The organism is Mycobacterium sp. 236(2023), from assembly GCF_029623955.1.
GTDB lineage: Bacteria > Actinomycetota > Actinomycetes > Mycobacteriales > Mycobacteriaceae > Mycobacterium.
This window is the reverse complement of the sequence record NZ_JARSBP010000003.1, coordinates 213,149-238,055: the sequence shown is the minus strand read 5'-3', so window position 1 is coordinate 238,055 and position 24,907 is coordinate 213,149. Positions and strand designations below refer to the sequence as shown.

The 24,907-nt window shown below is 66.2% G+C and carries 21 protein-coding genes; 11 read left to right on the top strand and 10 right to left on the bottom strand.

Annotated features, from left to right (window positions below; all coding sequences use genetic code 11):
• The first annotated feature begins 583 nt into the window (after positions 1–583).
• The 4 genes from P9A17_RS12235 (at position 584) to P9A17_RS12220 (ending at position 6,306) form a co-directional block, all read left to right on the top strand.
• Positions 584–2,611 (top strand): hypothetical protein, encoded by a 2,028-nt coding sequence (locus P9A17_RS12235; protein WP_278038911.1) that lies wholly within the window; start codon positions 584–586, stop codon positions 2,609–2,611.
• A complete protein-coding gene (locus tag P9A17_RS12230; RefSeq protein ID WP_278038910.1) occupies positions 2,611–3,567 on the top strand; it encodes an aldo/keto reductase in 957 nt (318 codons plus the stop codon). Before P9A17_RS12235 ends, P9A17_RS12230 begins: the two co-directional genes overlap by 1 nt.
• Positions 3,564–5,246: a GMC family oxidoreductase gene (locus tag P9A17_RS12225; RefSeq protein WP_278038909.1), complete on the top strand. Its 1,683-nt coding sequence runs from the start codon at positions 3,564–3,566 to the stop codon at positions 5,244–5,246. Before P9A17_RS12230 ends, P9A17_RS12225 begins: the two co-directional genes overlap by 4 nt.
• A gap of 88 nt (positions 5,247–5,334) precedes the next feature.
• Positions 5,335–6,306 (top strand): NAD(P)-dependent oxidoreductase, encoded by a 972-nt coding sequence (locus P9A17_RS12220; protein ID WP_278038907.1) that lies wholly within the window; start codon positions 5,335–5,337, stop codon positions 6,304–6,306.
• 3 nt (positions 6,307–6,309) lie between these two features.
• Here P9A17_RS12220 and P9A17_RS12215 read toward each other — a convergent pair whose 3' ends face one another.
• From P9A17_RS12215 to ipdE1, 5 genes are all read right to left on the bottom strand, one after another.
• Positions 6,310–7,839, bottom strand: a complete 1,530-nt coding sequence (locus P9A17_RS12215; protein ID WP_278038906.1) for a DUF4173 domain-containing protein — start codon at positions 7,837–7,839, stop codon at positions 6,310–6,312.
• Positions 7,840–7,852: 13 nt separating this feature from the next.
• Positions 7,853–8,875 (bottom strand): HAMP domain-containing sensor histidine kinase, encoded by a 1,023-nt coding sequence (locus P9A17_RS12210; protein WP_278039829.1) that lies wholly within the window; start codon positions 8,873–8,875, stop codon positions 7,853–7,855.
• A gap of 5 nt (positions 8,876–8,880) precedes the next feature.
• Positions 8,881–9,546: a response regulator transcription factor gene (locus tag P9A17_RS12205; protein ID WP_278038905.1), complete on the bottom strand. Its 666-nt coding sequence runs from the start codon at positions 9,544–9,546 to the stop codon at positions 8,881–8,883.
• 72 nt (positions 9,547–9,618) lie between these two features.
• Positions 9,619–10,410: a (5R,7aS)-5-hydroxy-7a-methyl-1-oxo-2,3,5,6,7,7a-hexahydro-1H-indene-carboxyl-CoA reductase gene (gene ipdF, locus P9A17_RS12200; RefSeq protein ID WP_278038904.1), complete on the bottom strand. Its 792-nt coding sequence runs from the start codon at positions 10,408–10,410 to the stop codon at positions 9,619–9,621.
• 3 nt (positions 10,411–10,413) lie between these two features.
• The gene (gene ipdE1 / locus P9A17_RS12195) at positions 10,414–11,562 is read right to left on the bottom strand and encodes an acyl-CoA dehydrogenase IpdE1 (protein ID WP_278038903.1); all 1,149 of its coding nucleotides are present in this window, start codon (positions 11,560–11,562) and stop codon (positions 10,414–10,416) included.
• Positions 11,563–11,622: 60 nt separating this feature from the next.
• Between ipdE1 and fadD3 the strand changes: the two genes are divergently transcribed.
• The 6 genes from fadD3 to P9A17_RS12165 are packed head-to-tail and all read left to right on the top strand — an operon-like array spanning position 11,623 to position 18,508.
• On the top strand, positions 11,623–13,152 hold the full coding sequence (gene fadD3, locus P9A17_RS12190) for a 3-((3aS,4S,7aS)-7a-methyl-1,5-dioxo-octahydro-1H-inden-4-yl)propanoate--CoA ligase FadD3 (RefSeq protein WP_278038902.1): 1,530 nt from the start codon (positions 11,623–11,625) through the stop codon (positions 13,150–13,152).
• Positions 13,153–14,277: an acyl-CoA dehydrogenase family protein gene (locus P9A17_RS12185; RefSeq protein WP_278038901.1), complete on the top strand. Its 1,125-nt coding sequence runs from the start codon at positions 13,153–13,155 to the stop codon at positions 14,275–14,277. It begins immediately after the preceding gene.
• Between the two features lie 6 nt (positions 14,278–14,283).
• A complete protein-coding gene (locus P9A17_RS12180; RefSeq protein WP_278038900.1) occupies positions 14,284–15,243 on the top strand; it encodes an acyl-CoA dehydrogenase family protein in 960 nt (319 codons plus the stop codon).
• Entirely contained in the window at positions 15,240–16,181 is a 942-nt protein-coding gene (locus P9A17_RS12175; RefSeq protein WP_278038899.1) for an acyl-CoA dehydrogenase family protein, read from the top strand. Before P9A17_RS12180 ends, P9A17_RS12175 begins: the two co-directional genes overlap by 4 nt.
• A 51-nt stretch (positions 16,182–16,232) precedes the next feature.
• Positions 16,233–17,345: a pyridoxal phosphate-dependent aminotransferase gene (locus P9A17_RS12170; protein ID WP_278039828.1), complete on the top strand. Its 1,113-nt coding sequence runs from the start codon at positions 16,233–16,235 to the stop codon at positions 17,343–17,345.
• Entirely contained in the window at positions 17,333–18,508 is a 1,176-nt protein-coding gene (locus tag P9A17_RS12165) for an MFS transporter (RefSeq protein WP_278038898.1), read from the top strand. Before P9A17_RS12170 ends, P9A17_RS12165 begins: the two co-directional genes overlap by 13 nt.
• On the opposite strand, the gene P9A17_RS12160 is transcribed toward P9A17_RS12165, so the two are convergent.
• The gene (locus tag P9A17_RS12160; RefSeq protein ID WP_278038897.1) at positions 18,474–18,986 is read right to left on the bottom strand and encodes a GNAT family N-acetyltransferase; all 513 of its coding nucleotides are present in this window, start codon (positions 18,984–18,986) and stop codon (positions 18,474–18,476) included. The two genes, P9A17_RS12165 and P9A17_RS12160, sit on opposite strands and share 35 nt — an antisense overlap.
• Before the next feature lie 51 nt (positions 18,987–19,037).
• Between P9A17_RS12160 and P9A17_RS12155 the strand changes: the two genes are divergently transcribed.
• The gene (locus P9A17_RS12155) at positions 19,038–20,321 is read left to right on the top strand and encodes an HNH endonuclease signature motif containing protein (protein WP_278038896.1); all 1,284 of its coding nucleotides are present in this window, start codon (positions 19,038–19,040) and stop codon (positions 20,319–20,321) included.
• Positions 20,322–20,349: 28 nt separating this feature from the next.
• On the opposite strand, the gene P9A17_RS12150 is transcribed toward P9A17_RS12155, so the two are convergent.
• The 4 genes from P9A17_RS12150 to xylA all read right to left on the bottom strand — a co-directional run bounded on the left by P9A17_RS12150 (position 20,350) and on the right by xylA (position 24,852).
• Positions 20,350–21,627, bottom strand: coding sequence for an ABC transporter permease (locus tag P9A17_RS12150; RefSeq protein ID WP_278038895.1), 1,278 nt, complete (start codon positions 21,625–21,627; stop codon positions 20,350–20,352).
• Between the two features lie 17 nt (positions 21,628–21,644).
• Positions 21,645–22,430: an ATP-binding cassette domain-containing protein gene (locus P9A17_RS12145; RefSeq protein ID WP_278038894.1), complete on the bottom strand. Its 786-nt coding sequence runs from the start codon at positions 22,428–22,430 to the stop codon at positions 21,645–21,647.
• 6 nt (positions 22,431–22,436) lie between these two features.
• Positions 22,437–23,513, bottom strand: coding sequence for a substrate-binding domain-containing protein (locus tag P9A17_RS12140; protein ID WP_278038893.1), 1,077 nt, complete (start codon positions 23,511–23,513; stop codon positions 22,437–22,439).
• Positions 23,514–23,613: 100 nt separating this feature from the next.
• Positions 23,614–24,852 carry a xylose isomerase gene (gene xylA / locus P9A17_RS12135; RefSeq protein ID WP_278038892.1) on the bottom strand — a complete coding sequence of 413 codons (1,239 nt, stop codon included), beginning with the start codon at positions 24,850–24,852 and terminating at the stop codon, positions 23,614–23,616.
• Positions 24,853–24,907: the final 55 nt, after the last annotated feature.

Genomic DNA, 24,907 nt, shown 5'->3' with positions numbered 1-24,907 from the left:
TTGGCGGTGGCCTGCTCCTCGACCTGACAATAGCGCGGCAGTTCAGCGCCGGGGGCGAGCGTTACGCGAGTGTCATGCGCGGACCCCGCCACGAATGCTGCTCGCACTTTCGTCACGGATGTGGTTGGGCGCAACACGAAGTCGAGCAGGCCGACCCCCCTGGTCGAGATCATCTCAGTGGAAATCCTTTGGCGATCACACCTGCGACATCACGCGAATCAACGGTGAGTAAGGGGAACGCTCGACAGGTAACCACACATGGCGAAGACGGTAGCACCCGAGCTTCGCCGGCGACCGGGGAAAGCGTGTTTCCCGTGCGCCTCGGCGACGTGTCGCCGGAATGTCGGTAACGATGAGATTTCATGATTAGGACATCGCGCAAGCAAACTGTTTTGCCTTACTTCCCCTGCTAGGGTACTAACCCGGCTTGCTTGTTAGGGACTGCGAAGACTCGTTGAAAGTAGAACTGCGTGAATTCGATCGGTTCGGTCCGGCGCCCGGGCCACAGCAACTGTCGACACGGGCTCGTCCGAAGAGAAACATTCGCGTTTTCAGACGTCCGTAATTACACCGGGGGAATGGTATGAGTCGCTGCGTCGTGGCCCGCGTTCTTGCCTCAGTGATGTTGCTCGCCGCGCCGATCACGCTTGCCGGCGCGGTCGCAGGCCCCGCTTCTGCGCAACCCGGCGACGACGTTTCCGTCCAGCCCGCCGACGACGGCAATCCCACCGGCATCTCGATGCCATGGTCGACACTCGGTCTGCAGCCGACGGTGAATCTGTACGGCGACGGCGAGAGCACTTTCTCGGTGGACGTACCCTCCGGACTGACCGCGACGCGGTTGCAGGGCATGATTCACACGCCATTGAATTTCACGGCCGGCTACGTCGAAATTAACGATGCCGAAGGAAATTTCGTGGCGTCCATCGATGTACCGCCGGTGGCGCCCGGTCTGGTGATGGCTCCGTTCGACGTCGACATCTCCAGGGCCAGTGTCCGGGGCTCGTCGGTCGGACTGTCGTTCGCCATTCGCGCGCGCGACGACGGTGACCGGAACTGCGACCCGCTTCCGCGGCTGGAACTCAGCAATCTGACAACGGTATTCGCCGGAACGCAGCTTCCCGTGACCACTGTCGCGAACTTCTTCGCACCGGTGCTGGAGAGAATCACGATCTACGCGGCAGCCGATGCCAGTTCCGCCGAGCAGCAGGCGGTACTGACATTGTCGTCGGCGATCGCGCGACTTTACGCGTCCCGGCCGGTGGCCATCGGGGTCGTCAGCCAACCGCGAGGTGCGGCACCGCCGCCCGCTGCCGGGCTCGATCGCGCGATTGTCGTCGAGACCGGTGATCCCGGTCTGACCGTCGAGAATGCCGGGGCGCCAAACGCGTACCTGCGAATCTCGGGTGAAGACGAGGGGCTCTCGGAGCAGGTGTCGCTGATCGCCACACAGCTGCAGCCGCTGGCACAATCGAGCAACGCCCGCGTCGATCAGGCAGGGGCCGAGGCAGCTGCTTCCCCCGACACGATGACGTTCAAAGAGTTGAGTGTCGGCTCCGAAAAGGCGGACGTCCTCGGAACGAACGGTCTGCAGGTCGGTATTCAGCGCACCTCATTGGGGCCCAGGTTCGACAACGTCGACGTCAATCTGCTCGCCGACTACACGCCGGTACCCGACCGCGACGCGGCGTCGGTCGTCGTGCGTGCCGAGGGACTGGTCGTCTACCGCGCACCGCTCGACTCCTCCGGGCATCTGGATGCCAAGTTCACCTTGAGTAGCGCAGAGCTCCAACAACAATGGATCGACCTGGAATTCGCGCTGACCTACACCCCGGATCAGGCATGTGGACCGCTGGTCGCGCCGATCACCTTCCAGATCGATCCGCGATCGTCGTTGACCATGCGTCGTGGCGGCCCGCCACTCGGTGGCTTCGGAGCATTCCCCTCCGAGTTCAGCCCCGAGTTCCTGGTGGCGCTCGACGGTAGTGGCCCGAACCAACTCGACTACGCTGCCCGGGTCGTGGCATCGATGGCGCGCCTCAACAAGGCCGAGATCACGCCGCTGGTCGTGGACGTCCCAACGGCTGCCGACGCCACGTCAGGGGCTCTGATCGTGGCCAATTCCGATGCGATCAAACAGACTTCGCTGAGTCCGCCGGTGAGCGGCGACGGCTCGATCGTCAACTTCGCTTTGCCGTCCGAGCTGGCGCTCAACCTCGACAGCGGCCTGGGATCCATTCAGGCCTTCGCCGATCCTCAGCGCAACCGCTCCGTCGTCCTCGTCACGACGACTGCGGACTGGTCCCTGGTGGACCCTCTGTTCAGCTACATCGATGGATCGACAGGCGACTGGTCGCAGCTGACGGGTGACGTGCTCGCCGCAGGGGCAACGGGAACCCCCACCAACATCGCGATCAGGACGGCGGGCAGCGTCTTCGACCCGGCACTCACCGTCGCGTCGAGTTCGTCGCGGATCACCACCTATGTGGTGGCGGGCGTGGTCGCGGCCCTCGTCGTCGTGGCATTGATCGTTCTCCTGGTGCTCCACCGGCGCAGAAACCGGCCAAGCCCGCAGCTGGTCGGTAGCCCCGGCACAACCGATTCACACTGATGTCGCGGATCGAACTGCCGGGACCGCAGCTCACCGTGAGCGCCGTCGGCTTCGGGTGCGGCGGTTTGATGCAGTCACCATCTCGCAGAGAGCGGATGGCGGTGCTCGGCACCGCGGTCGACAACGGGATGACGCACTTCGACACGGCGCGGATGTACGGGCTGGGAATGGCGGAAGCCGAGCTGGGTGCATTCCTGCGCACCGTCGACCGCTCCAGCGTGACCATCGCGACGAAGTTCGGCATCGAGGTCGGGGGGATGACCCAGCGACTCGCCCGGTTCCAGGCACCGGCTCGGGCGCTGCTTCGAAAAGTTCCCGCGCTGCGGGCCGCCGTCAAGGGCCGCCAGAAGCCCGCCGCCGACACCGTACGGGTCTACGACGCCGCGGTGGCGGCTCGCAGCCTCGACCAAAGTCTGACCGCGCTGGGGGTCGACTACGTCGACATCCTGTTCGTGCACGGCCCCGAGCCGTCCGACACCGTGGCCACCGATGAGCTCCGCGAATTCTTCGAAGGTGCGCGCCGTCAAGGCAAGATCCGTGCGTGGGGAGTGTCTCAGGACGAGGGCCTGGACGTGAACTTCGCCGAACCGTTCGCGCCCGAGGGAGTCGACCAGCTTCGCAGCGATCTGCTCCATCCGTCACCTCGCCCGGCCGACATCACGTTCGGCGTGCTGACCCGTCCGTACGGAATGCTCGCCGCCGCATTGGAAGCCGACGCCCGGCTGACTGCCCGATGGCGCGACACCCTCCAGCTCGACCCACTGGCACCGGGTGTGCTGGCGAAGCTGATCCTCGGTTCGGCGGCCACGGCGACGGACGCCCGCGCGATTCTGTACAGCACCACGAAGCCCGAACGGGTCGCCGAGGCGGCCCGCGCTGTCTCGTCGCCCTTCGACACCGAGACGCTGACCCGGTTCGTGGAACTCGCCGGAGAACATCGGAAGGGGGGCAAGTGATCAGGCAACCCGAAGACTTCACCGCGGGTACGACGATCGAGACCGATGTCGTGATCGTCGGCGCGGGCCCGATCGGTATCTCCACAGCGCTGGAACTCGCGAAATCGGGTGTCCGGGTGGCGATCATCGAAAGCGGTCTGGAGCGAGTCGATGATGCGGCGCAGGACCTCGCCGCTTTCGACTCGAGGCAGGACGACTACTTCCACACTCGCAGCGAGCTGGCACTCCGTCGGGCGGTTGGGGGAGCATCGGCGCTTTGGGGCGGGCGTTGCGTCGCGTACGACCCCATCGACTTCGAGGACCGGCCGCTGACCGCTCAGTCTCCGTGGCCGATCAGCTTCGAGGATGTCGAGCCCTACCTGCAGCGGGCCTGTGATTGGGCTCAGTGCGGCCGGGCGGTGTTCAATGCCCGCGACGTTCCGGAGATCGCGCAACGCGACATGGTCGCCGGGCTGCCCGACGGCGGTGTGCGCACCACCGACCTCGAGCGTTGGGCGCTGCCAACACGATTCGGTCGCGAATACCGGGCCGCGTTGAATGACGCTCCGTCCCTGTCGTTATGGACGGGGCTGACGTGCACGGAGATCGCGACCGATGCGGGCGGCGGCTCTGTCGACCACCTCGTCGTCAAGGCACTCGACGGCCGGGAAGGCAAGATTGTCGCGACCGATTACGTCATCGCAACCGGCGGCATCGAGGCGACCCGGCTCCTACTGGCGTCGGACCGGCATCACCCCACCGGGTTGGGCAATGCCGGCGGACACCTCGGACGGTGGTACATGACCCACGTCGAGGGCCGGTTCGCGCGCGTGAAGTTCAACACCGACAAGGTGATTCATCAGCACGAACGCGACAACGACGGTGTCTACATCCGTCGGCGGTTCACCCTCAGCCCAGAGGTGCAGCGCGAGCTGGCGATGCCCAACGTCGCCGTCTGGTTGGTCAATCCGCCCATCAGCGACCCGGCACACGGAAGCGGAATCCTGTCGGCGGTGTATCTGACGCTGATCTCACCGGCCGGTCGCTTCCTGCTCGCGGAGGCGATTCGCGAGACGCACACCAAGATCGACGGCCCGCCACAGATCAAGGCACACATCCGAAACGTCCTGCGCGATCTCATTCCGTCGATCCGATTCGCCGTGACGTTCTCGTACGCCCGTCTCATCCGCAAGGGCCGGAAGGCACCAGGCTTTTTCGTCAAGAGCCCCGAGAATCGGTACATGCTCCACTACCACGGCGAGCAACTTCCGCATTGGGAGAGCCGGATCGAGCTCACCGACGAGCGTGACGCACTGGGGATGCGGAAGGTCCGCACCCATCTGCATTTCTCGGACGCCGACTACGAATACGCCTTCAAGACAGTCGAACTCATCGACGCTCATCTGCGCGAGAACGGCGCAGGCAGCGTGGAGTGGTTGGCCGGCGACGCCGAGGAGTCGGTACGGACCTTCATGCACGGGTGGGCCGGTTTCCATCAAAGCGGGACCACACGAATGTCCGCCGATCCGGGCGAGGGCGTCGTGGACGCGAACCTTCAGGTGCACGGGGTGCGCGGACTGTATGTCGCGAGCACATCTGTGCTGCCCACCTCGAGTCAGGCCAACCCGACGCTCTTCGGCATTGCGATGGGTGTTCGGTTGGCTGAGCATCTAGCCAACGCTCGGATCGCGAGCCAGTGATACGCTCCGCTTGCTGTCGGGGTTCATTCCTAGGGGGGCAGTTGACCAATCATCCAGACTCGGCCACATCAATCGGGTGGGTGGCGTGATGACCGCCGCCGATGCCGTCCTCGTAACCGGCAGTGCAGGTTTCATCGGCAGCGCGTTGGTGAAGCACCTACGCGAAGCGGGTCGGCCCGTCGTGGGTCTCGACCGTGCCGCCGAACCGACCGCCGACTCGCTGCGCGTCGACCTGACCACCGTCACGGCGGCCGATCTGCCGCAACCGTGCCCGCCGACGATCATCCACCTCGCCGCTCTGTCGAAGGAGCCGGGCTTCCCCTGGCGGGACTACTTCGCCAACAACGCCGAGGCCACCCGTCGGCTCTGCAAGGCCGCCGATGCGGCGGGCGTCGAGAACATCGTCTTCACCAGCTCGATGATGGCCTTCGCCTCCGGGCCGTGGCGGCGCGAGGAAAGCGACTTCTGCGACGCCGACACCGCCTATGGGGCCAGCAAGCTGCAGGCCGAGGAGATCTTGCGCACGTGGCAGGCCGAAAAGCCGGGTCGCAGGATCCGCATCGTGCGTCCTGGCGTGGTTTTCGGCCCGGGCGATCAGGGCAACATGCGGCGGCTAATCCACGGGCTGAGCCGGAAGCGCTTCGGCTACATCGGCCGCCAGGACACGGTCAAGAGCTGCATCTACCTCAAAGACATCCTGCGGCTGCTGACGCTGCTCATCGACGACGATGGACCGAACGACACCTACCACGCCGTCTACCCGGAGCCGACCACGATCCGCGACCATGTGGATGCCATCAACGCGGCGTGGGGCTGGGATCGGCACCCGCCGACGGTCCCGTACCGGTTCGCTCTGGCAGCGGCGTCGCCGTTTGCGGTGGTCGACCCGAACGGCACGAAGTTCGGCGTGCACCCGAGGCGAATCCAGAAGCTGCACAACGACACCAACATCAGCTCGGCCCGACTCGCCGACATCGGCTTCACGGCTCAGTACTCGCTCACCGAGGCTTTCGCCGACTGGCGTCGGGAATGCGGTGGGGGTCTCCCTCCCGGAGCGTAGGCGTCACCTCGTCGCAGACCAGTACCCGGTGCAGTCCAGATCCATTTCTTCCGACAGCAGCGGTGCGCTCCAGCGGGACAGGTTGAACTCAAACCAGGGGTCGCGGTCGGCCATCCGATACCTGGCGCAGGCGCGCACCGACTCAGGCAGCCGGGCCAACGCGGGCTCGATATCCGGAGACAGACGCAACAGGTAGGCGGTGTCCAGCAGGCCGGTCTGTTCATAGCGATCGATATTGCGCTCGGCGATCAGCCGCTCCGGGTTTGTCGCCGCCAGTCCGAGTAAGGCCACCGCCCCCGCCAGCAGAACCGCGCGCGGCAACCAGTGACCGGTCATCCGGATTCCGGCCACGACGATGAAGACAAATACAGCACCGAGCCACAACTCGATGGTGATGACCATGAGACGCTCGGTGCTGAACCCGTATGCCTGCTGGTAGACCCACATCCGGTGGATCGCGGAGATGACGACGACGACGGACGTCACGCACAGCGTGCCGACGAGGATCCGCAGCGGACGGCGATCGGACGCGCTGTCCCGCGCGGCGACACGAACCACGGCACTGAGAACCAGCAGCGTCAGCGCCGAGACCCACAGCAGCTGCCAGAAACCCTGCCGGGCGTATTCGGCGTACGTCAGCCCTTCGGTTTCCAGGACGTGCGTGTGGCCACCGAACAACACCGTCGCCTGGACGGCCACGAACCCGATGAAAAGCACGTCGAGCACCGCGAGCGGGACAGCCCACTCCCAGTTCGGCACGGCACGCATCCGCGGCGGCGCGAGCGCGTCCAATTTCGGCGGCACCCTCGTCAGGTAGCCGGCGAAGAGTACAAAGCACGTCACGATGACGAATACGACTGTGCGAGAGACGAACTCGTCGCCGCGCCAGGCGGGAACCAGATGGTCCACCAGGCTGGCGAATGCCGGATCGGCCGATACGAACAGTGCGCCGAACACCAGCGTGAGACCGACGGTAACGGCGGCAACAATGACAATCCTTGCCGCACTGGGGCGTTGCGACCACGCAGCACCCGGCATGGGCATCGCGCGGCGCGCCCAGCCGATGATTCTCGCCGGCAGAAGCCACGGGACCAACGCGCCACCGAGGACAGCAGTCCAGGTGCGGCCGCCGGCGAGTGTGCCCCATCCGAGCGCCCAGGCCGCCAGTATGCACAGCACGCCGAGCCACTCGGCGGCGAGAACGGCAGGGACCGCGAGAAGCAGCAGTGTCACCGCGATGCCGAACCACTCTCGCAGCGCCGGCATGCGTTCGGCGGTCCCGTACGCAATGGCGAAAACGATGACACCGACGAGTACGTAACCGATGCTGAGTGTGAAGACCCGCCACACCGCCGAACCGAAGAAGCCCGCGATCAACGCCAGCACCAGGAGCCGTCGCGGCGCTTCGGTCACGGGTGAGTTGGGCCAGATCCGCGGCGGCCAGATCGACCACCCTGGCTCGCCGTGACGCGGAAGCATCGGACCGAAAGCCGTTGGCGGCGGCGGCAACACGTAACCGCGCGGGACCATCATGGCAAAGGCTGGCTCATCGGTTCTCCTCCCCCGCGGCCGGGGCGGGGATCGTGATCCCGATGCGGCAACCGGCTCCGGTTTCCATCACTTCGATTGCACCGCCGTGCAGTTCGACAGCCCACCGTGCTATCGCCAAGCCGAGTCCGGTGCCCCCAGCCGAGGTGGCACCGCGAGTGAACCGCTGAAATACCCGCTCGCGTTCGTCAGGCGGGATTCCCGGACCCTCGTCGCAGATCTCAAGGTGCAGAGCAGATCCCGCTGCCGTGCTGGCGAAGACGGAGACGCGGGCACCGGCGGGACTGTGCCGGATCGCGTTGTCGACGAGGTTGACGACCACCTGCCGCAAACGCCCCTGGTCGGCGGTCGCGACGAGGTCGGGTGGTTCCACCCGCAACCCGACCTGCACGCCCTCCCCCGGCGCCGTCACATGCCAGATGGCCTCTTCGAGGAAGTCACTGACACGGAAAACAGTGCGCTGTAATGATATTGCTCCGCCTTCCAGTCTGGAAAGGTCGAGGAGGTTGGTCACCAGCTCACCGAGCCGTTCGGTCTGGGTCAGCGCCATCCGCATGGTCTTCTCGTCCGGCTCGGCGATGCCGTCGACGACGTTCTCCAGCAATGCGTGCAGTGCCGTGATCGGCGTGCGCAGTTCGTGGGAAACATTGGCGATCAGTCCTCGGCGATACTCGTCGGCGGCGCCGAGGTCGGCCGCCATCTGGTTGTAGGCCTGCGCCAATTGCCCGACTTCGTCACGCGAGGTGGCGCGCACGCGCGTCGTGTAGTCACCGCGGGCCATCGCCCTTGCCGCAGCGGTCATCTGACGCAGCGGCGATGTCATGCCGTGGGCGAGAAAGTAGGTGAACGTGAGTGACGTCGCGAGTGCGGCGAGCAGCGCGTAGCGGAACTGCCAGCTCGCACCGATCCAGAAGGTGAACGACGCCAGAACGATGGCGCTACCGACGAGAAGGCCCATCTTCATCTTGAACGAGCCGAACGGATCGAGCGGCCGCGGCAGGCGATCCCAGATGTCGCCCAACCTGGTCACTTCGGTGTCTCCAGCGCGTATCCGACCCCGTGCACGGTGCGGATGAGCTCCGATCCGAGCTTGCGCCGCAACGCCTTCACATGCGTGTCGACTGTGCGGCTCTCTGCACCGGATCCCCATCCCCAGACGTGTTCGAGAAGGGCGTCACGGGAGACGGCTGTGCGGGGGCGAGCAGCGAGGAATGTCAGCAGGTCGAATTCGGTTCGGGTCAGGTGTATTTCGTCGTCATTACGGTAGACCCGTCGCGCCTGCAGATCGACTCGGTGCTCGCCGACCCACAGGGTGTGCGCCGTGACGGCGCGATCCACCCGTCGCAGCAGAACCCGGACCCGGGCGACGAGCTCGCGCATACTGAACGGCTTGGTGAGGTAGTCGTCGGCGCCCACACCGAGCCCGACCAGCATGTCGGTCTCGTCGCTGCGGGCGGTCAGCATCAGCACCGGGATCGGATGCAGGGCCTGGATGCGGCGGCAGACTTCCAGGCCGTCGAACCCGGGCAGCATCACGTCGAGCACCACGAGGTCGGGCGGATCGTTCGTGGCCGCAGCGACTGCGGAGGGCCCGTCGACGGCTGTCTCGACAAGAAACTCCTCGGCACGCAGCCGCGTGACGACGGCGGCCAGGATGGTCGGCTCGTCCTCGACCACCAGGATTCGCTTCACACATCAGACTGTAGGGGCCGGATATGGGGCTTCCGGGCAGCGTTTGTGAAGAAACGGTGGGGATTTCTCGGCTCAAGCCCGCTGGCTGGACACCGAGATCACTTCGCCCGTCAGATAGCTGGAGTACTCACTGGCCAGGAACGCAATGGTGGCCGCGACCTCCCACGGTTCGGCGGCACGCCCGAAGGCCTCCCCTTCCGAGAGCCGGTCCAACAGTTCGGAGCTACTGGTCTTCTCCAAGAACTTGTGGCGGGCGATGCTCGGGGAGACCGCGTTGATGCGCACTCCGTATTCGACGGCTTCGATTGCGCTGCATCGCGTCAGCGCCATCACGCCGGCCTTGGCGGCCGCGTAGTGGGACTGGGAGTGCTGCGCACGCCAGCCGAGGACACTCGCGTTGTTGACGATGACACCGCCGTGCGGGACGTCGCGGAAGTAGCGCAGCGCGGCGCGCGTCGCGCGCATCACCGACGTCAGCGTGACGTTCAGGACGCGGTCCCATTCGTCGTCGGTCATGTCGACGACCGGGGTCTGTCCGCCGAGCCCGGCATTGTTGACCAGCACGTCCAGCCGCCCTGCGGCGGCCACCGCCGACGTGATCAGCGCGTCGACGGCCTCGGTGGACGTGACGTCGCAGACCACCGCGTGAACCTTGCCGAGGCCGAGCGCGGCGAGTTCGTCGCGCGTTTCGTTGAGCCTGCGCTCGTGGTAGTCGGAGACGACGACGTCGGCCCCCTCGAGCAATGCCCGGCGTGCCGTCGTCGACCCGATGCCGGTGCCCGCGGCGGCCGTCACGAGAACGACCTTGCCTTTGAGCAGTCCGTGACCCTCGATCTCCTGGGGCACCGCGGAAAGATCGGTCATGCCTTATCCCTTGGCCTCTCGGGGCAGGCCGAGCACCCGCTCGGCGATGATGTTCCGTTGGATCTCATTGGATCCGCCGTAGATGGTGTCCGAACGCGAAAACAGATACAGCCTTTGCCATTCGCTGAACTCGCCGTCGGGCAGAGTCAGGCCTGCGGCGCCTTCGATGTCCATCGCGATCTCCCCGAGCTCGCGATGCCAGTTGGCCCACAACAACTTACTGACATTGTCCTGCCCCGGCTGCTCCACGTCCATCGTCGCCAACGCGTACGAACGCATCGACTTCAACGCGGCCCACGATCGGGTCAGGCGCTCGCGGATCAACGGGTCGTCGGCGGCGCCGGTCTGCTTGGCCAGCTCAACGAGGTTGGAATGCTCACGTGCATAACGGATCTGCTGCCCGAGTGTGGAGACGCCCCGCTCGAACGTCAGCGTTCCCATCGCGACTTTCCAGCCGTCGCCGGGCTCGCCGACCACGAGGTCGGCGTCGGTGCGCGCATCGTCGAAGAAGACCTCGTTGAACTCCGAGTCACCGGTCAGTTGGATGATCGGACGGATCTCGACACCCGGCTGGTCGAGCGGCACCAGCAGATACGACAGGCCGGCGTGACGCTTGGAGCCCTTCTCGCTGCGGGCCACCACGAAGCACCATTGCGCCCAATGGGCAAGGGAAGTCCAGACCTTCTGACCGTTGAGAACCCAATGGTCTCCGTCCAGCGTCGCCGTTGTCGAGACGTTGGCGAGGTCGCTACCGGCGCCCGGTTCCGAATAGCCCTGCGACCAGAGCTCGGTGACGTCGAGGATCTTGGGCAGGAAGCGCTTCTTCTGCTCTTCGGTGCCGAACGCGATCAGCGTCGGGCCCAGCAGTTCCTCGCCGAGATGGTTGACCTTGTCGGGAGCGTTGGCTTTCGCATACTCCTCGTAGAACGCGACGCGGTGCGCGACCGACAGTCCGCGACCGCCGTGCTCCACCGGCCAACCCAGGCACGTCAGCCCCGCCGCGGCGAGATGACGGTTCCACGCGAGCCGTTCCTCGAAGGCTTCGTGCTCGCGGCCGGGGCCACCCAGCCCCTTCAATGCGGCGTAGTCACCGACGAGATTCTCGGCGAGCCAGTCGCGGACCTCAGCCCTGAACTCCTGGACCTCTATCACCCCTGTAGGGTAGCCTACCAAGCACTTGCTTGGGTACCCCGGACTGCTACAGGAGCTTCGATGACGACCTCCCCGAGGACCACCCCCGCGGTTCTCGAACGGATCGCTCGAGAGCTCGGAGACCACCTCGCCGTGGTGACGCCGGAACGCTCGCTCACCTACGCTGACCTGCGGTCGGAGGTCAGGCAGGTCGCTGCGGCAATGATCGACGCCGGTATCGAGACGGGTGATCGCGTCGCGATCTGGTCTCCCAACACGTGGCACTGGGTGGTCGCATCCCTGGCCACCCACCACGCCGGCGCGGTCCTTGTGCCGCTCAATACCCGCTACACGGCGAGCGAGGCCTCCGACATCCTGGCCCGCACGGAAGCCCCCCTCGTGTTCGCCTCCGGACAGTTCCTCGGCGCCGACAAGGCAGCCAGCCTCCACCGGGATGCGCTGCCGGCACTGCGCCACATCGTTCGCGTGCCGATCGAGAAGGCCGATGGGACGTGGGACGAGTTCGTGGCGCGTGGCGCGAAGGAAGAAGCTCTGTCCGCCGTCGACGCACGCGCCGCGGCGGTTAGTTCCGACGACGTGTCCGACATCCTGTTCACGTCGGGTACGACGGGTCGCAGCAAGGGCGTGCGGTGCGCGCACCGTCAGTCCCTGGACGCGTCTGCGGCGTGGGCAGCGTGCGGGCAGGTCACCAGCGGTGACCGCTACTTGTGCATCAACCCGTTCTTCCACAATTTCGGCTACAAGGCGGGAATCTTGGCTTGCCTGCAGACCGGCGCCACGCTGTTTCCCGAGCTGACATTCGACCCGGAGAAGGCGATGAAGGCCGTGCAGGACCACGGAATCACGGTGCTGCCCGGCCCCCCGACGATCTATCAAACGCTGCTCGACCACCCCAAGCGGGTCGAATTCGACCTCAGTTCACTGCGTTTCGCGGTCACCGGCGCGGCTACGATCCCCGTCGTACTGATCGAGCGGATGCAGAACGAACTCGACATCGACATCGTCCTGACGGCATACGGGCTGACCGAGGCCGCCGGGTTCGGCACCATGTGCCGCGCCGAGGACGACGCCGTCACGGTGGCGACGACATCCGGCCGTCCGATCGCGGATTTCGAGCTGCGTATCGGCGAGTCCGGTGAAGTCCTGCTGCGCGGACCCAACGTGATGCTCGGCTACCTCGACGACGCCGAAGCCACTGCCGCCGCGATCGATGGCGATCGGTGGCTGCACACCGGCGATGTCGGCGAACTCGACGACGCCGGAAACCTGAAGATCACCGACCGACTCAAGGACATGTACATCTGCGGCGGGTTCAACGTCTACCCCGCCGAGATCGAACAGGTGCTTGCGCGCCTCGACGGCGTCGCCGAAGCCGCCGTAATCGGTGTTCCCGACGAACGACTCGGTGAGGTCGGCAAGGCTTTCGTCGTTGTCAGGCCCGGTGCCGAGCTCGATGAGGCGGCCGTGATCGCTTTCACGAAAGAGCATCTGGCGAATTTCAAGACACCGCGCTCGGTGGCCTTCCTCGACGTGCTGCCCCGCAACCCCGGAGGCAAAGTGGTCAAACCGCAACTGCGAGAGATGAACTAAATGGATCTCACATTCGACGACGCTACCTCCGAGTTCCGCTCCGAGGTCCGCGACTTCCTCGCGGCCAACACGAGCGCGTTTCCGACGAAGTCCTACGACACCGCGGAGGGTTTCGAGCAGCACCGCCAGTGGGACAAGGTGTTGTTCGATGCCGGACTCTCGGTGATCACGTGGCCGGAGAAGTACGGCGGTCGCGACGCCTCACTGCTGCAGTGGATTGTGTACGAGGAGGAGTACTTCCGCGCCGGTGCACCCGGTCGCGGCAGTGCGAACGGCACGTCGATGCTCGCGCCGACACTGTTCGCGCACGGCACCGAAGAACAACGTGACCGCATCCTGCCGAAAATGGCCAGTGGCGAAGAGATCTGGGCCCAAGCCTGGTCGGAGCCGGAATCCGGCAGCGACCTCGCGTCGCTGCGCTCGACGGCGACGAAGACAGACGGCGGCTGGCTGCTCAACGGGCAGAAGATCTGGAGCTCGCGCGCCGTGTTCGGCGAGCGGGCCTTCGGGTTGTTCCGTTCCGATCCGGAGGCGCAGCGCCACAAGGGCCTCACCTACTTCATGTTCGACCTGAAAGCCGACGGTGTGACGGTGCGCCCCATCGCGCAGCTCGGCGGCGACACAGGGTTCGGTGAGATCTTCCTCGACGACGTCTTCGTCCCCGACGAGGACGTGATCGGCGGGGTGCACGACGGCTGGCGCGCGGCGATGAGCACGTCGAGCAATGAGCGCGGTATGTCACTGCGCAGCCCGGCCCGGTTCCTCGCACCCGCGGAACGCCTCGTCGCACAGTGGAAGGACAACCCGGATCCGGCGTTCACCGATCGGGTCGCCGATGCGTGGATCAAGGCGCAGGCCTACCGGCTGCACACCTTCGGCACTGTCACCCGGGTCTCGAACGGCGGGGAACTGGGCGCGGAATCGTCGATCACCAAGGTGTTCTGGTCCGATCTGGACGTCGCGTTGCACCAGACCGCGCTGGATCTGCGTGGCGCCGACGGCGAACTCATGGACGGCGTCACCGAAGGACTGCTGTTCGCCCTCGGCGGCCCGATCTATGCGGGCACCAACGAGATCCAGCGCAACATCATCGCCGAGCGGCTCCTGGGCCTGCCCAGAAAGTAGACAGACGTGAACTTCGAAATAGACGAACAGCAGCGGGATTTCGCCGCCAGCATCGACGCGGCGCTTGGTGCCGCGGATCTGCCCGCCGCCGTGCGGGCGTGGGGCGCAGGCGACACGGCACCCGGCCGCAAGGTGTGGGCACAGTTGGCCGACCTCGGCGTGACGGCACTGTTGGTGCCCGAAAAATTCGACGGCATCGAGGCCCACCCGGTAGACCTGGTGGTGGCGCTGGAAAAGCTCGGCAAGTGGAACGTTCCCGGGCCGGTCACCGAATCCATCGCGGTGGCACCGGTTCTCCTCGGTGATGACGAGCGCTGCGGTGCGCTGGCCGCCGGCGAGCTGATCGCCACCGTCGCGGCACCTCCCCTGGTTCCGCGTGCAGTCGACGCCGATACTGCCGGCCTGATCCTGCTCGCCTCGGACGGCTCGGTGAGCGACGCCGCGGCGGGCGAGCAGCACGAGTCCGTTGACCCTGCCCGAAAGCTGTTCGAGGTCAGCACAACCGGTGAGGCCAAGGCTGCCGACGTGGGTCGGGCGTTCGAGTTCGGTGCCCTGGCGACTGCTGCGCAGCTCGTAGGCGCAGCCCAAGCGATGCTTGATGCATCGGTCGAGTACGCCAAGCAGCGCAGTCAGTTCGGCACGATCATCGGCACCTATCAGGCGATCAAACACAAGCTGGCCGACGTGCTCATCGCCGTCGAGCTGGCCCGTCCCCTCGTCTACGGTGCGGCCTTGTCACTTGCCGACGGATCCTCAGAAGCCGCGCGTGACGTGAGCGCCGCGAAGGTCGCCGCCGCGGATGCCGCCCTGCTGGCAGCGCGGTCGTCGCTGCAGACGCACGGCGCGATCGGCTTCACCCAGGAACATGACCTGTCGTTGCTGTTGCTGCGGGTTCAGGCGCTGCGGCCGGCGTGGGGCGACCCGACCTGGCACCGGCGCCGAGTGTTGGAGGCACTGACCAAATGAGCGAAGAGCGGGAGTTGTTGCGCGACACCGTCGCCGCACTCGTCGAGAAGCACGCATCGCCCGAGGCGGTGCGTGCGGCAGCAGCGTCGGAGCGCGGCTACGACGAGAAGCTCTGGACCATGCTGTGCGAACAGGTGGGCGCCGCAGCATTGGTGGTTCCCGAGGAGCTCGGCGGCGCGGGCGGCGAATTGGCCGATGCCGCAGTGGTACTCGAAGAGCTCGGCAAGGGCCTGGTCCCCACCCCGCTGCTGGGCACGACGCTCGCCGAACTGGCCTTGCTGTCCGTCGACACGCCTGACGAGGAGCTGCTCGGGAGCCTCGCAGAGGGGACGTCGATCGGGACGGTCGTCTTCGATGCCGGGCACGTCGTCAACGGCAACGTCGCCGACGTCGTCGTCGCGGCCGACGGCGAGAACCTCACCCGCTGGACGACCTTCACGACCACACCCACGGTGGCCATGGACATCACGCGGCCGCTCGCCGCTCTCGAAGCCGCCGAGACAGCGCCTCTGGGAACAGACCCCGGTTTGGCCGACATCGCGGCGATCCTGTTGGCCGCCGAGCAGGTCGGGGCCGCGTCGAAGTGCCTTGACCTGACGGTGCAGTACACGAAGGACCGGGTTCAGTTCGGCCGGCCGATCGGCAGCTTCCAGGCCCTCAAGCACCGCATGGCCGATCTGTACGTCGCGGTGCAGTCCGCCAAGGCCGTCGTCGACGAAGCGGTGAGTGACCCGACAGCGACCTCAGCCGCGTTGGCACGGCTCGCGGCCAGCGAGGCGTTCTCGAAGGTCGCCGCGGAAGCCGTGCAGATGCACGGCGGCATCGCGATCACGTGGGAGAGCGACATCCAGCTGTACTTCAAGCGGGCACACGGCAGCGCGCAGCTCCTCGGGGCGCCGCGGGAGCAGTTGCGTCGGCTCGAATCCGAGGTGTTCTAGCCTGAGACCGTGACCATTTCGCTGCGCGCCGGAATCCCGCCGTTCTACGTGATGGACGTGTGGCTGGCCGCGGCTGAACGACAGCGCACGCATGGCGATCTGGTCAACCTGTCCGCCGGACAGCCGAGCGCAGGTGCGCCGTCGGCAGTGCGCGACGCGGCCGTGGCAGCACTGAACCGCAACCAACTCGGCTACACCGTCGCGCTCGGCATCCCCGAGTTGCGTACGGCGATCGCCGGTTCCTACCAGGCCCGCCACGGACTGTCGGTCGACCCCGACGACGTCGTCGTGACGACGGGTTCGTCGGGCGGATTCCTGCTGGCGTTCCTGGCGTGCTTCGACGTCGGTGACCGCGTCGCGATCGCCAGCCCCGGCTACCCGTGCTACCGCAACATCCTGTCGGCGCTCGGCTGCGAGGTGGTGGAGTTGCCGTGCGGACCGGACACGCGATTCCAGCCGACGCTGGAGATGCTGACCGAGCTCGACCCGCCGGTCGCCGGAGTCATCGTCGCAAGTCCGGCCAATCCGACCGGCACCGTCATCCCGCCCGAGGAACTGGCCGCAATCGCTTCGTGGTGCGAGTCGTCGGGGGTGCGGCTGATCAGCGATGAGGTGTACCACGGGCTCGTCTACGACGGCGCGCCCGCGACCAGCTGCGCATGGGAGACCTCACGGGAATCGGTTGTCGTTAACAGCTTTTCGAAGTACTTCGCGATGACGGGCTGGCGCCTCGGCTGGCTGCTCGTCCCGCAGGAGCTCAAGCGGGCGGTCGATTGCCTGACGGGGAACTTCACGATCTGTCCGCCGGTTCTGCCGCAACTGGCTGCCGTCGCGGCCTTCACACCGGAATCCATCGCCGAAGCCGAAGCGCTGCTCGATGGTTACTCCGCCAACAGGACTCTGCTGCTGGACGGTCTGCGGACGATAGGCATCGACCGGCTGGCCCCGACAGACGGAGCGTTTTACGTCTATGCCGATGTCTCGCACCTGACCACCGATTCACTGTCGTTCTGCTCGAAGTTGCTGAACGACACCGGTGTTGCGATAGCGCCCGGCGTCGACTTCGACACCGTGCGAGGCGGGGCGAACGTGCGGTTGTCGTTCGCAGGTCCGTCTTCCGACCTTGAAGAAGCGTTGCGCCGAATCGGGAATTGGCTAGATTGACGCAAACAGCGCAACGCGCACCACTCCTCGCGGCGGGGTTCACGACGGCGTTCGGCGCCCATGCGGTCGCGGGAACACTCGGCACCACCACGTCCGGGACGGCGGCATCACTGCTGACGCTCGGTGCGCTGCTCGCGATCTACGACGGAGCAGAGGTCATCCTCAAGCCGGTGTTCGGCACACTCGCCGACCGGATCGGCGCCCGCACCGTCCTCATCACAGGACTGGTGATCTTCGCCGTGGCATCCGCGTCGTACGCCATTGCCGACGACCCCACCTGGCTGTGGGCGGGCAGGTTCGGGCAAGGCATCGGCGCCGCCGCATTCTCCCCGGCCGCATCGGCTTTGGTGGCGTTGTTGACCCCTCCCGATGCGCAGGGCCGCGCGTTCGGCACCTACGGCTCCTACAAGTCGATCGGGTACACGCTGGGCCCGCTACTGGGCGGGGTGATCGTCGCCATCGGAGGCATGCAGTTGCTGTTCGCGGTGATGGCTGCGCTGGCGGCAGCGGTCGCGCTGTGGGCGCTGGTCTCCGTGCCCGCGCTGAAGCCACGGCCGCGCCAACGCCAGACGCTACTCGACACCATACGGCGATTCGCCGAATCCTCCTTTGTGACACCGACGCTCGCTCTGGCCTCCGCGACCGCGGCGCTGTCGGCAGGCGTCGGCTTCCTTCCTGTGCTGGGCACCCAGGCCGGGCTGTCACCCGTCGTCACCGGAGCTGTGGTGTCCGTGCTGGCGCTGACCACCGCCGTCGCTCAGCCGTGGGCCGGACGTGCACTTGACCGCGGTCAGATCACGGTTCGTGTCGGCATCGGGGCCGGGATCGCCGTCACTGCAGCGGGTTTGGCAGCAGCGCTGCTGCCGGGTCTGGTGGGGCTGCTCCTAGCCGCCGTTGTGATCGGCGTGGGCTGCGGGCTCATCACGCCGCTGGCGTTCACGATGCTGGCGCGGTCGACGCCGGAGGAGCGACTCGGCCAGACGATGGGCGCCGCCGAGATCGGCCGGGAGTGCGGCGATGCCGCAGGGCCGTTGGCCGTCGCAGGGATAGCCGCGGTGTCAACTGTGCCGTTCGGGTTCGCCGGACTTGCGGTCCTCGTGGCCGCCTCCGGGGTGGCGACGGCAACGCTCAATCGGGCCCGCGGAGATACCGAACGTCGGTGATGGCCGCACCACCGATGGTGTCGGCGCGGCGCGCTCCGTCGGCCCTCCACTTGTCGCGCTCGTAGAAGCGTCGGGCGCGTGCGTTTGTTTCCAGAACCCATAGGACGTAGCGATCAAAACCGTTCTTGTACAGCTGTTGTCGAGCGGCGCCGATGAGGAGTTGCCCGAACCCACGGCCCCACCGATCCGGATCGACATACATCGACCACACCTCGCCGTGGTCGGCGAGGCCAACGTCGCGACAGCGTCCGATCGTTGTCAGTCCCACAACCTCGCCGCCGTCAGAGAGTGCCAGCAGCGTGACCGGGCCTTGGGGAAGAGTCCGGTCGAAGGCGTACCTGGCAGCCCGCGCCGCCACGTCGAGTCCGTCCAGGTACTCCTGCGGTAGCAGTCCGCGGTAGCCAACCTGCCAGGCGCGGACGTGAACGTCGGCCACCGCGAGCGCGTCAGCGGGTTCCGCGCGGCGGATCTGGGTCACCGAGAAAGTATGCGCGCGGAGTTGTCGGGGGTTGGGTGTAGCGTCGGATTTGTGATCGAACATTTGTTCGAAGTAGATCCGGAGGCCTCCGAGAAGAAACTCCGGATCCTCGTCGAGCACCTCGAGGAGCTGAAGTCGAAAGCTGCGGCCGCGCAGGCCCGAGCGACCGCGTTGTGGGCGGCCAAGCGTGCCGCGGCCGAGCAGGCTGCCGGGCTGGCCGCGAAGAGACGGGGGAAAGGGCTGGCGTCGGAGATTGCGTTGGCCCGCCATGACGCGCCGGTCAAGGGCAACCAGCATCTCGGGTTCGCCAACGCGCTGGTCTACGAGATGCCGTACACGCTGGCGGCGTTGGAGGCCGGGGTGCTCTCGGAGTGCCGGGCCACGCTGATCGTGCGCGAGTCGGCTTGTTTGTCGCGGCAGGACCGCCAGCAATTGGACACCGAACTCTGTGCGGACCCGGCCCGGTTGGTGGGGTGGGGTGACCGACGGGTCGCCGCCGAGGCCGCCAAGATCACCGCACGTTTGGATGCCGCGGCGGTGGTGGAACGCAACACCAAGGCGGTCAAAGACCGTCATGTCACCACTCGGCCTGCGCCCAACGGGATGGTCTACGTGACGTTCCTGATGCCGCTGACCCAGGGCATCGGCATGTACGCCGCACTCAAACGCGGAGCCGACATGAACGGCGACGGTCGCTCGCAAGGCCAGTTCATGTGCGACACCGCCTATGAGCGGGTGACGGGCCGCAGCGCGACCGTACCGGTGGATGTGAGCCTGAACCTGGTGATGGCCGATACGACGCTGGCCGGTGATGACACCGAGCCGGCCTGGTTGGACGGCTACGGTCCGATCCCTGCCGGGTTCGCCTGCCAGCTCACCGGTGATGCGGTCGCCGACAAGGACGCCAAAGCGACGCTGCGCCGGCTCTACCGCCATCCCCGCAGCGGGCAGTTGGTGGCGATGGAGTCGCGGTCGCGGACCTTCCCGAAAGGACTGGCCACGTTGATCAGGGTGCGGGACCGCACCTGCCGCACCCCCTACTGCAACGCCCCGATCCGCCACCTCGACCACGCCACCCCCGACCGCGGCGGCGGAAAGACCAGCGCGGTCAACGGACTCGGCGTCTGCGAGGCGTGCAATTACGCCAAAGAAGCACCCGGCTGGCGGGTGAGCACGAGTATGCGCGACGGCGCCCACCACGCCGAGTTCCTCACCCCGACCGGGGCCAGGTACCACTCCCTGGCCCCGCCACTGCCCGGGGTGCCGGTACGCCAAAAGATCAGCCTCGTCGAAGGCCAACTCAGCATCGACCTCGTCACTTTCGAAGCTGCCTGATGGACAGCGAATGCTGTTGCAGCCGAGCTTAAGCCAGGCCGGTGGAGGAGCGCCGCCTGCGCGAGATCGCATCGACGCTTGCCGCGAGCAGCAGAACTCCGCCGGTGACCAGGAAGTTGATGTAGGACGACTGGTTGAGCAGACCGAGTCCATTGGCGATGGTGGCGACGACCACGCCGCCGATGACGGCGTCCAGCGCGCGGCCCTTACCGCCGAACAAGCTGGTGCCGCCGATCACCGCCGCGCCGACCGCGTACAGCAACACGTTGCCCGCACCAGAGGACGCCGACACCTTGCCGGCGTACGACGCGGCGATGATTCCGCTGAGTGCCGCGAGCGACGAACACACAATGAACACCGAGATGCGGATCCGGTCGACGTTGATGCCCGCCCGCCGTGCAGCTTCGGCATTTCCGCCGACGGCATAGATGTGGCGTCCGTACGACGTGCGCCTCAGCACCACCGTCAGCACGATCAGCAACACCAGGATCAGCGGGAGCACATACGGGATGCCGCTGATCTCCACTCGCGCATTCACACTGCGGTTCACGCTGAGGATGTACGTGACACCCAGTACGACGAGCGCGAGTGCCGCCACCCGCGCGGCGACTACCCCGAGTGGCGAATTCGCCAGTTGCAGTGCCTTCTTGCGCCGGTAGTTGTAGAACTCCAAACCGGCGAACCCGACCACCACGACTGCCGCGACGACCCATCCCACCGACACCGGCAGGTTGCTGATCGTCAGGCCGCGGATCACCGAATCGTCGACGCGCACGGACCCGCCCTCACCGATCAGCTTGAGCGTCACACCCTGCAGACCGAGGAAGAACGCCAAAGTCACGACGAACGAAGGGATTCCGAGCTTGGCCCGCAACAGGCCGATAGCGAGCCCGATCAACGCCCCGATCGCCGTTCCCGCCAGGATCGCCGCCCACCACGGCCAGCTCATGTTGACGACGGTGAGCGCCATCGCGCACGCCGATACGCCACCGGCGACACCGGCCGACAAGTCGATGTCGCCGAGCAGCAGCACGAACACCAAGCCCATGGCGAGTACGCAGATGGAGCCTGCCTGGGTGATCAGGTTCGCAAGATTGAGCGCCGAAAGAAACCGCTCATTCGCCAGCCCGAACACGATGAACAACACGATGAGGCCCAGTACCGCAGGCAGCGATCCCATATCGCCGCCGCGCACGCGGCGCAGGTAGCCGCGTACCGCGTCGCCGAAGGATTCGTTCGCCGTGGCATCGTCGGCGAAATCGGCATCGGCCAGGGTGACCTCGGATTGTGTCTTGGCAGTGGTCATTTCGATGTTCCTCCTCGTCACATCGACTCGGCGGCCTGCGCAGGCGCGAGCCCGAGGCTGCCGGAGCGCCCGGCGGTGATGAGTTCCACGACCTGTCCGTGCGTGACCTCGGATGCCTTGACCTCGGCAGCCACCCGGCCGAGGTACAGGGCGCAGATCCGGTCTGCCACCTCGAAGACATCGGCCATGTTGTGGGAGATCAGCACGACGCCGAGTCCCTGCTCGGCGAGCCTGCGCACCAGATCGATGACCTGGCGGGTCTGCGCCACACCGAGTGCGGCCGTGGGTTCGTCGAGCAGAACCACTTTCGAATTCCACAGCACCGACTTCGCGATCGCCACCGTCTGCCGCTGCCCGCCCGACAGGCTCGACACGGGCTGCCGCACGGACTTCACCGTGCGGACCGACAGTGACGTCAACGCCTGCCGGGCCATCGTTTCCATCCGTGCCTCGTCGAGCATCCCGCGGCTCTTGAGCTCTCGGCCGAGGAACATGTTCTCGACGATGTCGAGGTTGTCGCACAGCGCGAGGTCCTGGTAGACGACCTCGACCCCGAGTGCCGACACATCGTTCGGGCTGCGCACTGTCACGGGCTTGCCCTCGAACAGATAGGTGCCGCTGTCAATGGGGTGGATCCCGGCGATGGCCTTCACCAGCGTCGACTTGCCGGCGCCGTTGTCGCCGACCAGCGCCGTCACCTGGCCCGGATAGACGCAGAAGTCGACGTCGTGGAGCACGTGCACGACACCGAAACTCTTGTTGACGCCCTGCAATTCGAGCAGTGGAGCCACTGGTTCGGCCATACCGCGTCAGGCTCCCGCGGCGGTGCACATCTCGGCGAACTGGCCCGAGCACACCTCTTCCCTGGACTGGCCACCGTCGTCGAAGACGACATCGATGTTGTCCTTGGTGATCGACTTCGGCGTGAGCAGCACCGACGGAACGTCGCGTCCACCGGTGTCGTCGCGTGACGTGGCGGTCGTCTTCGGCTCCTCGCCGTTGGCGAGCGAGATCGCCACCTCGGCAAGCGCATTGGCTTCCTCGGTCGCTGACTTGTAGACGGTCATGCACTGGGTGCCCGCGAGAATGTTCTGCAGCCCCTCGACCGTGGCGTCCTGTCCGGTGACCGGAACCTGGCCGGCGCGCTTGTTCTTCTCCAGGATCGAGATGACCGAGCCCGCGAGACCGTCGTTGGCGGCATAGACCCCGTCGACGCGACCATCGGCAGCGGTGTACATCTGCTCGAAGATCGTCACGGCCTTGTCGTTGTCCCAGTCCGGCACCGCCTGCTCACCGACATTCTTGATCGTCGGCACCTTGTCGATCACCGAGTGCGCCCCGGCGCTGAACAGCGTCGCATTGTTGTCGGTAGGAGATCCGTTGAGGAACACCACATTCGACGGCTTGCCGCCGAGGCAGTCGACCAGGCCCTGACCCTGGAGCTCGCCGACGATGTTGTTGTCGAACGAGACATAGACGTCGGCGGACCCGCCGAGGGTCAGCCGGTCGTAGTCGATCGTCTTGACGCCCTGGGCGGCGGCCTTCTCCTGGATCGAGGCTCCGCTGTCAGAGTCGAGGTTGACGATCGCCAGAACGGTGACACCGTCGGCGATCATCCCGTCGGCGATGGTGGCCATCGTGTCCGCCGATCCTTCGGCGTTCTGAATCGTGTACTCGACGCCGGCGTTCTTGAACGCGGCCTCCAGCGCGGGGCGGTCCTTGGTCTCCCACCGCACCGAGGACTTGGTGTCGGGCAGGATGACGCCGACCTTGCCCGCGCCACCGTCACCTTGGGCGGACTGGGTATCCGAATTCGAGCCGCAGGCCGTCAGTGTCATGCTGACCCCGACCACGGCGGTGACGAGCAGGGTGCTGGTTCGCTTCACGAAAACTCCTCCGAACAGTTCATGGTGGACGACTCGCACTTTTTGTTGCCCGGTACCACATATAGCGTGACGTGCATCGCTGTGGGACGGTTTGAACGTTTCACCGCGCACCCATCAGGTGCTCGATGGCCAACTGGTTGAGAGTCACGAAACCGCAACCCTTTCCGCCGAAATACGCACCGGAATCGAAATCCTCGTAGGCCGTCCGGTCGGCGAGCAGATCGGCGTAGGACTCACCATCGCCGAGCGTCGGTGTCCGCAATTCGGCCACCTTCGCCGCCGCCATCGCCTCCTGCACCTCCGGGTCGGCCCGGAACGCCGCCGCCCGCTGGCGCAGCAACAGATACATCCGCATGTTGGCCGCCGCGGACGCCCACACGCCGGAGGAATCCTCCGTGCGGCTGGGCTTGTAGTCGAAGTGCCTCGGCCCGTCGTAGGCGACGCCCCCGTCGGGGCCGCCGTTCTCGAGCAGGTCGACGAGCGCGAACGCGTTGGCGAGATCGCCGTGGCCGAAGACCAGGTCCTGATCGAACTTGATCCCCCGCTGACCGTTGAGGTCGATGTGGAAGAGCTTGCCGCTGTAGAGCGCCTGCGCGATGCCGTGCACGAAGTTCAGCCCGGCCATCTGCTCGTGGCCCGTCTCGGGATTCACGCCGACCATCTCTGGATGCGCCAGCGTGTCGATGAACGCCAGCGCATGTCCGACGGTCGGCAGCAGGATGTCGCCGCGCGGCTCGTTCGGCTTCGGCTCGATCGCGAACCTCAGCCCGCCGCCCTGGTCAATCACGTACTGGCACAACAGGTCCAGCGCCTCGCGGTATCGCTCCAGCGCCGCACGGACGTCCTTCGCCGAGTCGTACTCGCCGCCTTCCCTCCCGCCCCACATGACGAAGGTCTGCGCACCGAGTTCGGCTGCGAGGTCGAGGTTGCGTAGGACCTTGCGCAACGCGAACCGGCGCACCGAGCGGTCATTGCTGGTGAATCCGCCGTCCTTGAAGACCGGTTGGGTGAACAAGTTGGTGGTCACCATCGGCACGACGATGCCGGCGCTGCCGAGTGCGGCGGCCAGGCGGTCGATCGCCTGCCTGCGCTCGGCGTCGGAGCTACCGAAGGCGAACAGGTCGTCGTCGTGGAACGTCATGCCGTAGGCGCCGAGTTCGGCCAGCCGCTCGACAGCCTCCACGGCGTCGAGGGGAGGCCGGGTGGCCACACCGAAGGGATCGACGCCGGGCCAGCCGACGGTCCAGAGCCCGAACGAGAACTTGTCGGAAGGACGCGGCGTCAAAAGATCCGGCGTCAGAGCGTCCGCTGCGGTGACAGCGGAGTCCAGGGCGGTCATCAGATGCTCCTCGGGAATCATGGCACCGGAAAAGCGGGCCATCAACGAAGAAATA